Here is a 14,532-nt window from a genome sequence, read left to right as displayed (position 1 = left end):
TCGGTCGGACACGCGAAGGGGCCCCGCCGCGGCGGGGCCCCTTCGCGGTGTTCCGCGGGTCGCGGTGCGGCCTACGGCTCGAACTTGTAGCCCAGGCCGCGGACGGTGACCAGGTAGCGCGGCGCGCCCGGGTCCGGCTCGATCTTCGCCCGCAGGCGCTTGACGTGGACGTCCAGGGTCTTGGTGTCGCCGACGTAGTCGGCGCCCCACACCCGGTCGATCAGCTGCATCCGGGTGAGCACCCGGCCGGCGTTGCGCAGCAGCATCTCCAGCAGGTCGAACTCCTTGAGCGGCAGGTCGACCTTGGCGCCGTCCACCGTCACCACGTGCCGGTCGACGTCCATCCGGACCGGGCCGGCCTCCAGCGCGCCGGGGGCGGCGGCGCCGTCGCCGTTCGCGTCCTCGCCGCGGCGGCGGAGCACCGCGCGGATCCGGGCGACCAGCTCGCGGGTGGAGTACGGCTTGGTGACGTAGTCGTCGGCTCCTATCTCCAGCCCGACGACCTTGTCGATCTCGCTGTCCTTCGCGGTGACCATGATCACCGGGACGTTGGAGCGGACTCGCAGCTGGCGGCAGACCTCGGTGCCGGGCAGGCCGGGCAGCATCAGGTCGAGCAGGACGAGGTCGGCTCCGTTGCGCTCGAACTGCTCCAGCGCGTCGGGCCCGGTGGCGGCGACGGCCACCTCGAAGCCCTCCTTGCGGAGCATGTACGACAGGGCGTCGCTGAACGACTCCTCGTCCTCGACCACCAGTACACGGGTCACGATCGGGCCTCCGGGGCAGGAAGTGTGGGTGCTGCTGAGGATGCGCGGTCCTCGACCGGGGCCTGCCCGGCGGGGAGCCGCAGTGTGAAGGTGGAGCCCTGGCCCTCGACGCTCCACACCGACACGGTGCCGCGGTGCGAGGCGGCGACGTGCTTGACGATGGACAGGCCGAGGCCGGTGCCACCGGTGAGGCGGGAGCGGGCGGGGTCCACCCGGTAGAAGCGTTCGAAGATCCGCTCGCGGTCCTTCTCCGAGATGCCGATGCCCTGGTCGGTCACCGAGATCTCGATCAGTTCGCCGTCCGCCTCGCCGAGCGCCGCGGCGCTGGAGATCCGGCGGGTGGCGATGGCCACCCTGGTGCGCGGCGGGCTGTAGTTCACCGCGTTCTCCACCAGGTTGCCGAGGGCGGCGGCCAGTTGGCCGCGGTTGCCGACCAGGTACAGGCCGGTGGTGCCGCCCGCCGCGATGACGATCTGCTTGGCGGCGGCGGTCTGCCGGCAGCGGTCGATCGCCTCGGCGATCAGCTCGTCCACCGCGACCGGCTCCGGATCGACCTTCAACTGGTCGTCCTGGACCCGGGAGAGGTCGATGATCTCCTGGACCAGGCTGGCCAGCCGGGTGGCCTCGACCTGCATCCGGCCGGCGAAGCGCTGCACCGCCTCCGGGTCGTCGGAGGCGTCGGCGACCGCCTCGGACAGCAGCGAGAGCGCGCCGACCGGGGTCTTCAGCTCGTGCGAGACGTTGGCCACGAAGTCGCGGCGGATCGCCTCGATCCGGCGGCGCTCGGTGCGGTCCTCGACCAGGACCAGCACCAGCCGGGAGCCGAGCGGGGCGACCCGGACCGAGACCGCCAGCGGTTCGGCGGCCCGGGCGGACGCCCCGGGGCGGGTGAGCTCCAGTTCGATCTGCCGGATCTCGCCGTCCCGCCGGGTGGAGCGGGCCAGCGCGAGCATCTGGTCCACGGCCACCTTGCCGCCGCGGACCAGGCCCATCGCGTAGGCGGCGGAGGAGGCCTTGACCACCTCGTCGCCGTCGCCGAGCACGATCGCGCAGGAGCGCAGCACCGAGAGCACGGTGTCCACGCCGGGCGGCAGGGCCGGCTCCTGAAGGGGCTCCGGTCCGGGGTTCCTGCCGCTGTTGCCGTTCGCCCGGCCCTGCTCGCGCTCGCTCCAGCGGAAGGCGATGGAGGCGGTGAGGCCGACGCCGAGCCCGGCTATGGCGCAGGCAGCGGCGGCGGCCACGTTCACGTCCATGTCTGCCAGCGTAAATGGTGGGCGGGCGCGCTCCGTAAGGGTGCGATCAAGGCATCGGCCGGGCGTTGCCGAGAATTCACCTCCACGATGCTGCCGATTCACCGCTGAGGCCGCGGGGGGTCGCCCGAACGGCTCAGTCTGGGCCGTGCAAGCCCGTGTGGGCGGTGGCGCGGCTACCATTCGCGCCACCAGCAGCGGCCGTCCGTACGGTCGGCCCCGCGTCGGGCCGCCCGGTGCGGGGCGTCCGGTCGGCACCGCCACCGACACCGGTACTGGAGGAGAAGAGCGCAATGCGCGACGCGTACCACGAGGAACTCGACTCGATCAGCGACGGCCTGGTCGAGATGGCCCGCCTGGTCGGCTCGGCGATGGGACGGGCCACCACCGCACTGCTGGACGCGGACCTGGAGCTGGCGGAGAGCGTGATCGCCGCCGACGAGAAGATCAACAACCTGCACCACGACCTGGAGAACCGGGCCATCGACCTGCTGGCCCGCCAGCAGCCGGTCGCCACCGACCTGCGGATCGTGGTCACCTCGCTGCGGATGAGCGCCGACCTGGAGCGCTGCGGCGACCTGGCCCGGCACGTCGCCAAGGTGGCGCGGCTGCGCTACCCGGAGACCGCCGTCCCGGGCGACCTGCACGCGATCGTGCTGGAGATGGGGCAGCTCGCGCAGCGCCTGGTGGCCAAGGCCGGCCTGGTGATCGCCACCAAGGACGTGGACAAGGCGCTGGAGCTGGAGGCGGACGACGACGCGATCGACGCGCTGCACCGCGAGCTGTTCTCGCACCTGCTGGACGACCGCTGGCACCACGGCATCGAGACCGCGGTGGACGTCACCCTGGTCGGCCGCTACTACGAGCGCTTCGCGGACCACGCCGTCTCGGTCGCCAAGCGCGTGGTGTTCCTGGTCACCGGCGAGCACGTGGACGAGTTCATCGCCACGGCGGAGCCGGCCGAGTAGTCGGGCGGCCGACGGCCGACGGGGGCGCATTCGGCGCGAACCGACCGCCCCCGCGCGCCCGTTGACGCCTCGTCGCAACCGGGCTTCACTCGAAGGGACGGGCGTCCACCGGGCTGTCCGGCTCCGCCCGGACGAGGAGGCTGCAGCGCGATGAAGACCACGACCGGCACGTCCACCACTCCCCCGCCGAGCCCGTGGGCTCCGGCAGCGGCGAAGCTGCTGCCGGTCCTCGCCGCGGGCTGCGGCTGCGGTCCGGGCTGCGGCTGCGGCTGCCAGTCGGGAGCGCCCTGCCAGTGCGGCGGCGCGACCGGCTCCTGCTGCGGCGGCCACTGACGGTACGGCGAGGGGCCGGGCACCCTGCGGGGTGCCCGGCCCCTGTCGTGCGGTGCGTCAGAAGGTGACGTCCATGCACTGGTAGAACGCGTTGCCGGTGTCGGCGATGTCCCAGACCGCCAGGATCACCTGGTGGCCGGTCCGGCCGGAGGGCAGCGTCGCGGTGTGGCTGAGCGTGGCCGGGGGCTGCTTGCCGCCCATCGGCACGGTCAGGAACGGGGTCGGGTCGAGGTTGGCCCTGGTGATCTTGGTGGTGGCGTCGTAGCCGGGCTTGGTGATGAAGTACCGGAACGACGTGGTGGCGTGCCGCGCCTCGATGCTCCAGGTGAGCGTGAGCTGCTGACCGGCCGTCACCTTGGTGGTCGGCCAGCCGCCGGCGCGGGGGTCGTCCAGCGGGGCCCAGCGGGCGTCGCCGCCCGCGCACAGGGTGCCGTCGGCCGGGCCCTGGGCCGGGAAGCCCTTCGGGCCCTCGACGCTCTGCGGCTCCCACTGGATCTGGCCGCACTTCTTCACCACGCCCGCGCCGCACAGGCCGGCCCGGCTCGGCGGGGTGGTGATGTATCCGTGCGAACTGGCCGGGATCGCCGTCGCCAGGATCGCCGCGGCGGCCGTGACGCCGACCGCCAGGATGTTGCGCTTGCGCATGGTGCTCCTCCGTGGGGGTGGATGGAGTACATGCGCGGGCACGCGCGGGACCGCGTGGGGGCGGCCTTCAGTGTCATGCCCGCGCCGACATTGCCCTCACGCTAGAAGCCCCCCGGCGACCCCGTCAATGGTCTGAACCATTCTTCGTGGTCTGAACCAGTCCACCGCGCCCGGACGTTGACGCCGCGTCACCCGGGAACGGAACAGCCCCCTGGGCCGGGGCGCCATTGCGCCGGACAGGGGGCTGAGGGGTCGTGGAGCGCGCGCGGCGTTACTTCTTGCCCTGGTTCTTGACCGCCTCGATGGCGGCGGCGGCGGCCTCCGGGTCGAGGTAGCGGCCACCGGGGTTGACCGGCTTGAAGTCGGCGTCGAGCTCGTAGACGAGCGGGATGCCGGTGGGGATGTTGAGGCCGGCGATGGCCTCGTCGGAGATGCCGTCGAGGTGCTTGACCAGGGCGCGCAGGCTGTTGCCGTGGGCGGTGACCAGGACGGTCCGGCCGTCCGCGAGGTCCGGGACGATCGCGTCGTACCAGTACGGGAGCATCCGCTCGACGACGTCCTTGAGGCACTCGGTGCGCGGGCGCAGCTCGGACGGGATCTCGGCGTAGCGGGCGTCGTCGGCCTGCGAGTACTCGGCGTCGTCGGCGAGGGCCGGCGGCGGGGTGTCGTAGGAGCGGCGCCAGAGCTGGAACTGCTCCTCGCCGAACTCGGCCAGGGTCTGCGCCTTGTCCTTGCCCTGCAGGGCGCCGTAGTGGCGCTCGTTCAGGCGCCAGCTGCGGCGGACCGGGATCCAGTGGCGGTCGGCCTTGTCCAGGGCGATCTGCGAGGTGCGGATGGCGCGGCGCAGCAGCGAGGTGTGCAGCACGTCCGGCAGCAGGCCCTCGGCGAGCAGCAGTTCGCCGCCGCGGGCGGCCTCCTTCTCGCCCTTCTCGTTGAGGTCGACGTCGACCCATCCGGTGAAGAGGTTCTTCTGGTTCCACTGGCTCTCGCCGTGGCGGAGCAGGATCAAGCGGTAGGTCGTGTCAGCCATGGGGCCAGCTTAGTGGAGGGGGAAATTCGATGGCCGGGCCGTCCACGCCGGATGTAATGTTCGCAAAGCGAGTTTGCCCATTACTTGTCCGCTGTCCCCGGGGAGCCCTCATGCCCGTGTCCGCCCGTCTGGTGAACGAAGCGCGCAGGGCGGCGGGCGGGCTGCCACGCCAGTTCTGGTGGCTGTGGACGTCGACCCTGGTGAACCGCCTCGGTGGCTTCGTCGTCACGTTCCTGGCGCTGTACCTGACAGTCGATCGAGGGTACTCCGCGTCCTACGGCGGTCTGGTGGCGGGTCTGTTCGGGCTCGGCTCGGCGATCGCGGCGGTGGGCGGAGGGGTGCTGACCGACCGGCTCGGGCGGCGGCCCACGCTGCTGGTGGCCCAGTTGTCGACGGCGGCGTTCACGGCGGTGCTGGGCTTCGCGGACGGACAGGTGGCGATCGCGGCGGTCGCGTTCCTGGTGGGCCTGGCGAGCAACGCGTCCCGTCCGGCGGTGTCCGCGATGATCGCCGACCTGGTGCCGGCCGCGGACCGGGTGCGCGCCTATTCGCTGAACTACTGGGCGGTCAACATCGGCTTCGGCGCCTCCGCCGCGGTGGCCGGACTGATCGCCACGCACGGCTATCTGACGCTGTTCCTGCTGGACGCGCTGACCACCCTGCTCTGCGCGGTGCTGGTGTTCGTGAAGGTCCCCGAGACGATGGCGAAGGCCGAGGCGGAGGCGGCCGAGGAGCCGGCGGAGGCCGCCGTCGGTCTGGGCGCGGTGTTCCGGGACGGCGCGTTCATGGCGGTGGTCGGCGTGAACCTGCTGCTCGCCCTGGTCTTCCAGCAGGGCCCCACCACGCTGGCGATGGACATGGGCCGGCACGGCATCTCGACCGCCGAGTACGGCCTGGTGGCCAGCCTGAACGGGGTGCTGATCGTGCTGCTCCAACTGCCGCTGACCCGGCTGATGGAGGGCCGCAACCGCACCGCACTGCTGGTGGCGAGCGCGCTGCTGATCGGCTGGGGCTTCGGCCTGACGGCGGTGGCGGGCACGTCCGCCGCCCTGTACGCCCTGTCGGTGGCGGTCTGGACGGTCGGCGAGATCATCAGTGCGCCGACCATGATGGGGCTGGTCGCCGAGCTCTCCCCGGCCCGGGCCCGCGGCCGCTACCAGGGCGTGTACTCGCTGTCCTGGTCGCTGGCGGCCTTCCTCGGCCCGGCGGCCGGCGGCCTGCTGCTGCAGTACGCGGGCAGCTGGGCGCTCTGGGGCAGCTGCGCCGCCGGCGGGACGCTGGCGGCCGGCGCGTTCGTGGCGATCGGCCGCCGCCGGCCCGCCCCGGACGCGGCACCGGACGCCGACCGGGCCGCAGAGCCGGCCGCCGCGACGGCCTGACGCCGGGTCAGCCCGCCGCGCCGCCGCCCTCGCTCTGCCGCAGCCGCACCCAGGAGTCGTGGTCGTCCTCCAGGATCCGCTGGTACTCGTCGACCAGCGCCGCCACCCGGTCCGGCTCCGGGACGGCGTCGCCGTGCTCGGCCTTCAGCAGGGTGACGCGGCGGCGCAGCGAGGTCAGCCGGTGCACGGTGTCGGCGCGCTGGATCCACAGCGTCCGGTAGCCGAAGAACGCCGCCCAGGCGGCCAGGACGGTGACCAGTGCGCCGCACACCAGCGCGGCGTCGGCCAGCCGGTCGGCCATCGGCCCGCCGACCTTGAGGCCCAGCAGCACGGTGACCAGGGCGGACAGGCTGACGGTGGCCAGTTGGAGGGTCAGGGCGCGCCGCCGGTCCCAGTCCCGGCGGCGGCGGCGTTCCACCAGCTCGTCGCCGAGCTCGGCCTCCAACCAGGCCAACTTCCGTTGTGCAGCGGCACGTTCGTCGTCCATCGGTATCCTCCCCGGGCGGGAGGATACCGGGCTCAGTGCTCGGCCGGAGGGTTCTCGCTCGCCAGGTGGGCGAAGGCGGTGAGGTTGCGGGTGGACTCGCCGCGCTTGGTGCGCCACTCCCATTCGCGGCGGATCGCGGTGGCGAAGCCCAGCTCCAGCAGGGTGTTGAACGGCTCGTCGGCGTTCTCCAGCACGGTGCCCAGCAGCCGGTCCACGGACTCGGCGGTGAGCGCCTCCAGCGGCAGCCGCCCCACCAGGTACACGTCGCCGAGCCGGTCGATCGCGTACGCCACCCCGTACAGCCGGGTGTTGCGCTCCAGCAGCCAGCGGTAGACGCCCTCGTGGTTCTCGTCGGGGCGGCGGATCACGAAGGCGTTCACCGACAGCGTGTGGTCGCCGACCCGCAGCGCGCACGCGGTGGACAGCTTGCGGGTGCCGGGCAGCGAGGCGACCAGCGTGTACGGGTCGGCGGCGGCGGGCTCCCAGGCCACACCGGCCTCGTCGAGCGCGGCGCGGAGCAGGGGCAGTGCGTCGTCCTTGGCGGCCATGCCCCCACGCTAACCGGCCGACGGGCCGGGCGGGGTGTCGCCCCGGTCACCCCGCGCGGCGGGGTGACCCGCCGTCAGGGGACCCGCACCGCACGGGAGCCGGCCATCGCGTCCGCGTACACCTCGGCGGTGGCGCCGGCCGCCGTCAGCCAGCCGAACGCCGCCGCGTGCCGGGCGGCCGCCGCGCCGCGGGCCGGGGCGAGCGCCGGGTCGGTGGCGTACGGCAGCAGGGCCTGCGCCCAGGCGTCCGGATCGTGACCGGGGACGAGGGTGCCCGTCACGCCGTCGCTGACCGCGACCGGGAGGCCGCCGACGGCGGCCGCCACCACGGGGGTGCCGCAGGCCTGCGCCTCCAGGGCGACCAGGCCGAAGGACTCGCTGTGCGAGGGCATCACCAGCGCGGTCGCCGCGCGGTACCAGTCGGCGAGCTGCTGCTGGCCGACCGGCGGGCGGAACCGGACCACGTCGTTGATGCCGAGCTGCGCGGCCAGTTTGTGCAGGCTCTCGGGGCGGGCGAGGCCGGTGCCGGACGGGCCGCCGACCACCGGGACGACCAGCCGCTCGCGCAGTTCGGGGCGGCGCTCCAGCAGCCGGGCGACCGCCTTGAGCAGTACGTCCGGCGCCTTCAGCGGCTGTATTCGGCCGGCGAACAGCAGGACCGCGGCGTCCTGCGGCAGGCCGAGCCGGTGGCGGGCGGCGGCGCGGTCGCCGGGCCGGAACACGTCCAGGTTCACGCCGGGGTGGACCACGGCGAGCTGCTCCGGGCGCGCCGCGTAGTGGTGGGCCAGCTCGGCGGCCTCCTCCGCGGTGTTGGCGATCAGCCGGTCGGCCGCGCCGACCACCTGGGTCTCGCCGATCACCCGGGCGACCGGCTCCGGGGTGTCGCCCTCCGCGAGCGCCGCGTTCTTGACCTTCGCCATGGTGTGCATGGTGTGCACCAGCGGCACGCCCCAGCGCTCCGCCGCCAGCCAGCCGACCTGGCCGGACAGCCAGTAGTGCGAGTGCACCAGGTCGTAGTAGCCGGGGCGGTGGCCGGCCTCGGTGCGCAGCACGCCGTGGGTGAAGGCGCACAGCTGGGCCGGCAGGTCCTCCTTGAGCAGGCCCTCGAACGGGCCGGCCGTGACGTGCCGCACCAGCACGCCGGGGGCGAGCTGCACGGTCGGCGCGTCGTCCGAGCTGATCGCCCGGGTGAACACCTCGACCTCGATGCCGAGGTCGGCGAGGCGCTTGGCCAGCTCCACGATGTACACGTTCATGCCGCCGGCGTCGCCGGTGCCGGGCTGGTGCAGCGGCGAGGTGTGGACGCTGAGCATCGCGATCCGGCGGGGGCGGCGGGGGCGCGCGGGGGCCGCGGCGGACCGCGACTCCCCGCGGGGCATGCGGACGAGGTGGTGGGTCACCTGCGTGAAGCCTCCCTGGGCGCTGCCCGTCGCTGCGTCTGTGGTCGTGCCGACTGCGTCACTGCGTGTTGTGCCTGCTCACGCGCCGCCGCCCGCGGCCGGGAGCTGCGGGCGGTGGGACGTCGAGCATGCCAACCGCGGCGTCGCGTCCGCGTATTCCCGGCGGCGGGCGAACTGCCGGGACGGGCCGGCCGGGACGCGGAAGGCGCTGCGTAGGCTTGGTGACCATGGCCGCAAGCGACATGCCGTCGTCCCGGGGCCGGTCCAGCCGGCCGGTCGGGACGATCACTCGGGGGACGACGAACACCAACCGGCTGCGGCGGATGGACCGCTGGATCGCCCACACGGCCGGCCGGGCGCTGCGCGCGGCGGTGCAGCCGCCGGTGGCGGTGGACCTGGGGTACGGCGCGGCGCCGTGGACGGCGGTGGAGCTGGCGGCGCGGCTGCGGGCGGTGCGGGCGGACGTCCGGGTGGTGGGCATCGAGATCGACCCGGCGCGGGTGGCGGCGGCGCTGCCGATGGCCGAGCCGCCGCTGCTGGACTTCCGCCGGGGCGGCTTCGAGGTGCCGCTGCCGGGCGGGGCGCGGGCCCAGCTGATCCGGGCGGCGAACGTGCTGCGGCAGTACGACGAGGACCGGGTCGCCGAGGTGTGGGCGCGGCTGTGCGGGCGGCTGGCGCCGGACGGGCTGCTGGTGGAGGGCACCTGCGACGAGATCGGGCGGCGGCACGTGTGGGTGGCGCTGGGCCCGGAGGGGCCGCGGACGGTGACCTTCGCGGCCCGGCTGGGGAGCCTGGAGCGGCCGTCGGACCTGGCCGAGCGGCTGCCGAAGGCGCTGATCCACCACAACGTGCCGGGGCGGCCGGTGCACGCGTTCCTGCGGGACTTCGACCGGGCGTGGGCGGCGGCCGCGCCGCTGGGCGCGTTCGGGGCCCGGCAGCGCTGGGTCGCGGCGTGCGCGGCGCTGGCCGCGGACTGGCCGCTGCGGGACGGGCCGGCCCGACGGCGGCAGGGCGAGCTGACGGTGGACTGGGCGGCGCTGGCGCCGCGCTGACCGGGTACGGGCGGGCAGCCGTTCGACCGGTTCACTCGAACGAGTTATCGATTCCCTCTGGCGCATTGACGCCCTGCCGCGCCACCATGGGAGCACCCGAATGCGCCGTCGCGCGCCCCCGAGCGCCCGTCAGCGCCCCTGCTCTCCCGGCCCCGCCGTCAGCTCCTCCCGCACGCGTTCGAACACCTCGTACGACTCGGCACCGAACAGCACGAAACGCACCTCGTCCAGGTCGGGCTCCTCCTCGGCCACCGTCGTCAGGGCGATCCGGGCGGCATCGTCCAGCGGCCAGCCGAAGATCCCGGCGGAGATCGCCGGGAAGGCCACCGTCCGCGCCCCCAGCTCCGCCGCGACCCGAAGGGATTCCCGATAGCACGAGGCCAGCAGCTCGGCCCGCTGCGGGCGGTCCTCCGCCCGGAACACCGGCCCCACCGTGTGCACCACCCAGCGCGCCGGGAGCCGGCCGGCGGTGGTCGCCACGGCCCGGCCGGTCGGCAGGCCCTTCCCGTAGTGCGAGGCGCGCAGCTTCCGGCACTCCGCGAGGATCTCCGGCCCGCCCCGGCGGTGGATCGCCCCGTCCACCCCGCCGCCGCCCAGCAGTGAACCGTTGGCGGCGTTCACCACCGCGTCCACCCGCTGATCCGTGATGTCACCCTGCACCAGCGTGATCCGGGTCACCGGTCCTCATCTCCCGTCAACTGCGGCCCAGCGGTGGCGGAAACCGTACCGAACGACGCCACCGGAAGCGTGGCAATAACCACATCGCCGCCGCTCAGTCGAAGAAATCCTCGGAGATCACGTTATGGTCGCGGGAAGCTCCCCGATGCCCGGTGCCATGCGGGCACCGCGGACGGACACCAGCCGTTGGCCTGTCGGGGAAAGGAAGGACCGACCGATGCCCGCTACGGGAGACGGGCGGGCACCCGACGCGACCGACGACGTTGGGGCCGCCGAACGCAGTCAGAGCCGGCGCGACGCGCAGCGCCGGAGCCGGCCCACGGGCTCCGCGCCGATACCGCATCCGCGCAGCACCCCGGGCGGCAGCGAGCCGGTCCGGGCACCGGCCGCCGACTTCCGGGTGCTGGTGATCGAGGGCGCCGGACCCGAGCACCGGCTGTTCGAGTCGCTCGCCGAGGAGCTCGGCGAGCACGCCGAACTGCACCGGGTGAACGGCGTCCGCGAGGCCGCGGCCCTGCTGCCCCCGCCGCCCGGCACCGGCCGGCGCGGCGTGCGGCACACCGACTTCCAGTGCGTCCTGGTCGACCTCGGCGCGCCCGGCGAACTCCCGCCCGGCAGCGACGGCCTCGACGAGCTGCGCGAACTGCTGCAGCGCGCCCCGCACACCGCCGTGGTGGTGCTCACCGACACCGCCGGCGCCGAACTCGGCGCGGCCGCGGTCGCCGCCGGCGCCCAGGACTTCCTGGTCCGGCAGGACACCGCCGGCCCGCTGCTGGCCCGCGCCCTGCGCTATGCGGTGGAGCGCAAGCGCGCCGACGAGTCGCAGCGCCGCCTGGTGGAGGCGGAGATCCGCGGCCAGGAGAACGCCCGCCTGCAGCGCCACCTGCTGCCCACCCCGCTACTCGACGGCGCCGGCCTGGCCTTCACCCGCCGCTACCGGCCGGGCCGCCGCCGCGCCCTGCTCGGCGGCGACTTCTACGACGCCGTCCGCACCCCGGACGGCCGGGTGCACGTGGTGATCGGCGACGTCTGCGGCCACGGCCCGGACGAGGCCGCGCTCGGCGTCGCGCTGCGGATAGCGTGGCGCACCCTGGTGTTCGCCGGCCTGACCGGCCAGCAGCTGCTGACCACCCTCCAGCACGTGCTGGAGCACGAGCGCCGCAGCGACGAGATCTTCGCGACGCTCTGCATGCTGGTGCTGGACGCGCCAGGCGGCGACGGCGAGGCGGAGTCCGCGGAGCTGTTCCTCGCCGGGCACCCCGCACCGCTGCTGCTCGGGCCGGACGCCCCTCCGGTGCTGCTGCCGTCCGACCAGGCCGGGCCGGCCCTGGGCCTGCTGCCGTGCGACGCCACCCAGTCCACCTGGCCGGCGCTGCGGCTGGAGCTCCCCCCGGGCTGGCGGCTGCTGCTGTACACCGACGGCCTCGTCGAGGGGAAGGTCGGGGCGGGATCGCCGCGACTGGGCCAGGAGGGCCTGATCGACCTGATCGCCGACCACCAGGCCGCCGGGCTGACCCGGGGCCGGCTGGTGGACTCGGCGATCGCCGAGGTGGAGGAGTTGAACGGCGGGGCGCTGACCGACGACGTCGCGGTGCTGCTGCTGGAGCGCAACCCGGTTCCGGTGATCATGGGCTGACGGCCTGTCGGGGCCCTGGCGCCCGCGGACACGGAGAAGGGGCGGCCCCGTGCGGGGCCGCCCCTTCTCGTCGCCGTGCGGGCGGGCTCACCAGGGGCCGTACGCCCCCGAGCCTCCGCCGCGGCCGTCGGTGACCAGCTTGATCGCGGGGCGGACGTCCACCACGTAGACGATCGCGGCGACCAGGCCGGCCAGCGTCAGCAGACCGGTGACCGGGTTGGCGCCGAACAGCAGGTCCGCGCCCAGCGCCAGGCCGAGCACGACCAGCCAGAACCCCTTGGTCTTCTTGTCGGCGGCCCGGTACGCGTCGTCGCGGCGGACCGCCGCGTCCACGAACGCGAACACCTTGTAGCAGATGATCGCCGTGGCCAGCCACCAGAACGGGTTCAGGAGATCGACGTACAGGATCTGCACCTGGGACTCCTCATCTCTCTCTTCCATCCTGGCACGGGCACTGCCCGGATCAACGACGTTCCGCGGTGTGCCGTTCCCCGCAGCCCCCGGGGCCGGGAGGTGCCCCCCGATGCACCGTCACTCGGAGTCGGCGGCCTTGCGGGCCCGGGCCGGCTTCTTCGCGGCGGGCTTCGGCGCGGCCGGCTCCGCCTCGACGGCCGGCTCGTCCACCACGACCTCGGCGAGCACGACCTCCTCCACGACGGGCTCGGACCCGACGGCCGGCTCGGCGTCCTGCGGGCGGGTGTTCGCCGCGTCCACCACGGTGCGGCCGCGGACCGCGAGCTCGTCGTAGACCTCCTTGGCCTTCACCGCGAACTCCAGCGCCCGACCGACCTGCTGCATCGCGAACTCCTGCGCCTTGGCCTGGAGTTCCTTCACGTCGGTGGGCAGCGCGGTGACCGCGCCGGTGACCTTCGCCTGGGCCTCGGCCAGCTTGCTGCCGGCGTCCTGCAGGGCGGCGGCCGCCTTGTCCTGGGCGCCCTTGGGGTCGGCGGCGAGCGCCTCCAGCTGGCCGGGCACCTCGCGGAGCTTCTCGTAGGCCAGGTCGCCGGCACCGGCCAGGGCGTACAGCGGGGTGGGGTCGGTGAGGGTCTTCTTCAGTTCGTCGCTGATCGGCATGTCGGGTCCTCCGGTCGGGGTGCGCCCGTGCGTTCGGGTCACGCGGGGTCGGTCGGGTGAGCGGCGGCGGCCGGGCGGGCGGCCTGGTTCTCCTTCAGGAAGGCCTCGTAGACCGCCAGCAGGGCCTGCTTCTGCCGCTCGCTGATCAGCGGATCGGCGAGGATCGCGGCCCGCAGGCCCGGCCCCTCCCCGTCCCGCTCCTCCAGAATCCCGGCCTGCACGTACAGCGTCTCCGCCGAGATCCGCAACGCCTTGGCGATCTGCTGAAGGATCTCCGCGCTCGGCTTGCGCAGCCCGCGCTCGATCTGGCTCAGGTACGGATTCGACACCCCGGCGGCCTCGGCCAACTGCCGCAGCGAATACTGCGCGTTCCGCCGCTGCTCCCGGATGTACTCGCCCAGCGAGCCCACGTTCAGTGACGCCATACCGGCAGTCTGCCCCGCCCTGCTTGCAATTGCAAGCACACTGCTAACCCCCGCGCGCACCCGCGACGGGCGGAGGCCGACTGGCTGGTCCACGGGACGCGGCAGAGACTGACGTCACCGGCGGCGCAGCGCCGGGGGCGTGACCGTGACGCGCGCCGCGATCGGCAGCCGGGTCGTCGCCCCGACCCTATGGACTGATTTGGATTCAGGGAGGACACCATGAGCCGTCCCACCGTCGCGATGGTCGTGCTGGCCTGTGGCGGAGCGCTCGCCCTCGCCGGCTGCGGAGGAAAGTCGGTCGAAACGACGCCCGCGTCCGGCGGAACCCACACGGTCGCCACGTCGACCGTCACGGTGACTGCCAGCCGAACGGCCTCGCCGTCACCGAGCGGCTCGCCGAGCGCGCCGGCCACGGCGAAGGTCGGCTCCACGATCAGCCTCGCGGGCACCAATACCGGTGAGTCCGCCGACGTGACCGTCACGAAGGTCGTCGACCCCGCTTCCCCCACCGACAGCTTCAGCACCCCTTCGGCGGGAAAGCGATTCGTCGCCGTACAGTTCGTGATCAAAAACACCGGCAGCACGACCTACAGTGACTCGCCGTCCAACGGCGCCAAGGTGATCGACTCGACCGACCAGTCGTTCAACGCGAGCTACCAGGAGACCGCGGCCGGGCCGGGCTTCGCCGGAAGCGTCGACCTCCCACCCGGACAGAGCGGGCGGGGATACATCACGTTCGAAGTACCGACGACCTCCCAGCTGATCCTGGTCCAGTTCGCACTCGACAGCGGCTTCGCCAACCAGGTCGGCCAATGGAGCCTGAAATAGCCTCAGGGAGGTGACTTCCGAGGCCGGAGACGAGG

General features: G+C 73.7%; 17 protein-coding genes. 6 read left to right on the top strand and 11 right to left on the bottom strand.

Annotation, left to right across the window (positions count from 1 at the left end):
- Nucleotides 1–71: 71 nt before the first annotated feature.
- Both ACFV1L_RS07155 and ACFV1L_RS07150 read right to left on the bottom strand, forming a co-directional pair.
- Nucleotides 72–764, bottom strand: coding sequence for a response regulator (locus tag ACFV1L_RS07155; RefSeq protein ID WP_380363657.1), 693 nt, complete (start codon nucleotides 762–764; stop codon nucleotides 72–74).
- The gene (locus ACFV1L_RS07150) at nucleotides 761–2,017 is read right to left on the bottom strand and encodes a sensor histidine kinase (protein WP_380363655.1); all 1,257 of its coding nucleotides are present in this window, start codon (nucleotides 2,015–2,017) and stop codon (nucleotides 761–763) included. The genes ACFV1L_RS07155 and ACFV1L_RS07150 overlap by 4 nt, the downstream gene beginning before the upstream one ends.
- 290 nt (nucleotides 2,018–2,307) lie before the next feature.
- On the opposite strand from ACFV1L_RS07150, the gene phoU reads away from it, so the two are divergent.
- Both phoU and ACFV1L_RS07140 read left to right on the top strand, forming a co-directional pair.
- Nucleotides 2,308–2,982, top strand: a complete 675-nt coding sequence (gene phoU, locus ACFV1L_RS07145) for a phosphate signaling complex protein PhoU (protein ID WP_380363653.1) — start codon at nucleotides 2,308–2,310, stop codon at nucleotides 2,980–2,982.
- A 150-nt stretch (nucleotides 2,983–3,132) separates the two neighbouring features.
- On the top strand, nucleotides 3,133–3,315 hold the full coding sequence (locus tag ACFV1L_RS07140; RefSeq protein ID WP_380363651.1) for a hypothetical protein: 183 nt from the start codon (nucleotides 3,133–3,135) through the stop codon (nucleotides 3,313–3,315).
- Between the two features lie 57 nt (nucleotides 3,316–3,372).
- Here the strand turns inward: ACFV1L_RS07140 and ACFV1L_RS07135 are convergent, their stop codons facing one another.
- Both ACFV1L_RS07135 and ACFV1L_RS07130 read right to left on the bottom strand, forming a co-directional pair.
- Nucleotides 3,373–3,960, bottom strand: a complete 588-nt coding sequence (locus ACFV1L_RS07135) for a lytic polysaccharide monooxygenase (protein ID WP_380363649.1) — start codon at nucleotides 3,958–3,960, stop codon at nucleotides 3,373–3,375.
- Nucleotides 3,961–4,231: 271 nt separating this feature from the next.
- Nucleotides 4,232–4,990, bottom strand: coding sequence for a phosphoglyceromutase (locus ACFV1L_RS07130; RefSeq protein ID WP_380363647.1), 759 nt, complete (start codon nucleotides 4,988–4,990; stop codon nucleotides 4,232–4,234).
- A 110-nt stretch (nucleotides 4,991–5,100) separates the two neighbouring features.
- On the opposite strand from ACFV1L_RS07130, the gene ACFV1L_RS07125 reads away from it, so the two are divergent.
- Nucleotides 5,101–6,369 (top strand): MDR family MFS transporter, encoded by a 1,269-nt coding sequence (locus ACFV1L_RS07125; RefSeq protein ID WP_380363646.1) that lies wholly within the window; start codon nucleotides 5,101–5,103, stop codon nucleotides 6,367–6,369.
- Nucleotides 6,370–6,376: 7 nt separating this feature from the next.
- Here the strand turns inward: ACFV1L_RS07125 and ACFV1L_RS07120 are convergent, their stop codons facing one another.
- The 3 genes from ACFV1L_RS07120 to mshA all read right to left on the bottom strand — a co-directional run bounded on the left by ACFV1L_RS07120 (nucleotide 6,377) and on the right by mshA (nucleotide 8,783).
- Complete coding sequence (locus ACFV1L_RS07120) at nucleotides 6,377–6,856, bottom strand: SLATT domain-containing protein (protein ID WP_380363645.1); 480 nt, start codon at nucleotides 6,854–6,856, stop codon at nucleotides 6,377–6,379.
- 32 nt (nucleotides 6,857–6,888) lie between these two features.
- The gene (locus tag ACFV1L_RS07115; protein WP_380363644.1) at nucleotides 6,889–7,404 is read right to left on the bottom strand and encodes a YbjN domain-containing protein; all 516 of its coding nucleotides are present in this window, start codon (nucleotides 7,402–7,404) and stop codon (nucleotides 6,889–6,891) included.
- 74 nt (nucleotides 7,405–7,478) lie between these two features.
- Nucleotides 7,479–8,783 carry a D-inositol-3-phosphate glycosyltransferase gene (mshA, locus tag ACFV1L_RS07110; protein ID WP_380363741.1) on the bottom strand — a complete coding sequence of 435 codons (1,305 nt, stop codon included), beginning with the start codon at nucleotides 8,781–8,783 and terminating at the stop codon, nucleotides 7,479–7,481.
- A gap of 248 nt (nucleotides 8,784–9,031) precedes the next feature.
- On the opposite strand from mshA, the gene ACFV1L_RS07105 reads away from it, so the two are divergent.
- Nucleotides 9,032–9,856: a class I SAM-dependent methyltransferase gene (locus tag ACFV1L_RS07105; protein ID WP_380363642.1), complete on the top strand. Its 825-nt coding sequence runs from the start codon at nucleotides 9,032–9,034 to the stop codon at nucleotides 9,854–9,856.
- A gap of 129 nt (nucleotides 9,857–9,985) precedes the next feature.
- Here the strand turns inward: ACFV1L_RS07105 and ACFV1L_RS07100 are convergent, their stop codons facing one another.
- Entirely contained in the window at nucleotides 9,986–10,534 is a 549-nt protein-coding gene (locus ACFV1L_RS07100) for an O-acetyl-ADP-ribose deacetylase (RefSeq protein ID WP_380363640.1), read from the bottom strand.
- Between the two features lie 217 nt (nucleotides 10,535–10,751).
- Between ACFV1L_RS07100 and ACFV1L_RS07095 the strand changes: the two genes are divergently transcribed.
- Nucleotides 10,752–12,170, top strand: a complete 1,419-nt coding sequence (locus tag ACFV1L_RS07095; protein ID WP_380363639.1) for a PP2C family protein-serine/threonine phosphatase — start codon at nucleotides 10,752–10,754, stop codon at nucleotides 12,168–12,170.
- Between the two features lie 87 nt (nucleotides 12,171–12,257).
- On the opposite strand, the gene ACFV1L_RS07090 is transcribed toward ACFV1L_RS07095, so the two are convergent.
- The 3 genes from ACFV1L_RS07090 to ACFV1L_RS07080 form a co-directional block, all read right to left on the bottom strand.
- A complete protein-coding gene (locus tag ACFV1L_RS07090; protein WP_380363637.1) occupies nucleotides 12,258–12,611 on the bottom strand; it encodes a DUF2516 family protein in 354 nt (117 codons plus the stop codon).
- A gap of 90 nt (nucleotides 12,612–12,701) precedes the next feature.
- Entirely contained in the window at nucleotides 12,702–13,244 is a 543-nt protein-coding gene (locus tag ACFV1L_RS07085; protein ID WP_380363636.1) for a hypothetical protein, read from the bottom strand.
- A gap of 38 nt (nucleotides 13,245–13,282) precedes the next feature.
- The gene (locus ACFV1L_RS07080) at nucleotides 13,283–13,669 is read right to left on the bottom strand and encodes a helix-turn-helix domain-containing protein (RefSeq protein ID WP_380363634.1); all 387 of its coding nucleotides are present in this window, start codon (nucleotides 13,667–13,669) and stop codon (nucleotides 13,283–13,285) included.
- Between the two features lie 219 nt (nucleotides 13,670–13,888).
- Between ACFV1L_RS07080 and ACFV1L_RS07075 the strand changes: the two genes are divergently transcribed.
- Entirely contained in the window at nucleotides 13,889–14,497 is a 609-nt protein-coding gene (locus ACFV1L_RS07075; RefSeq protein ID WP_380363632.1) for a DUF4352 domain-containing protein, read from the top strand.
- Nucleotides 14,498–14,532 lie beyond the last annotated feature (35 nt).

The organism is Kitasatospora sp. NPDC059646, from assembly GCF_042734615.1.
Lineage (GTDB): Bacteria > Actinomycetota > Actinomycetes > Streptomycetales > Streptomycetaceae > Kitasatospora.
Note: the sequence above shows the minus strand (reverse complement) of the source record. Positions and strands in the feature narration are given on the sequence as shown.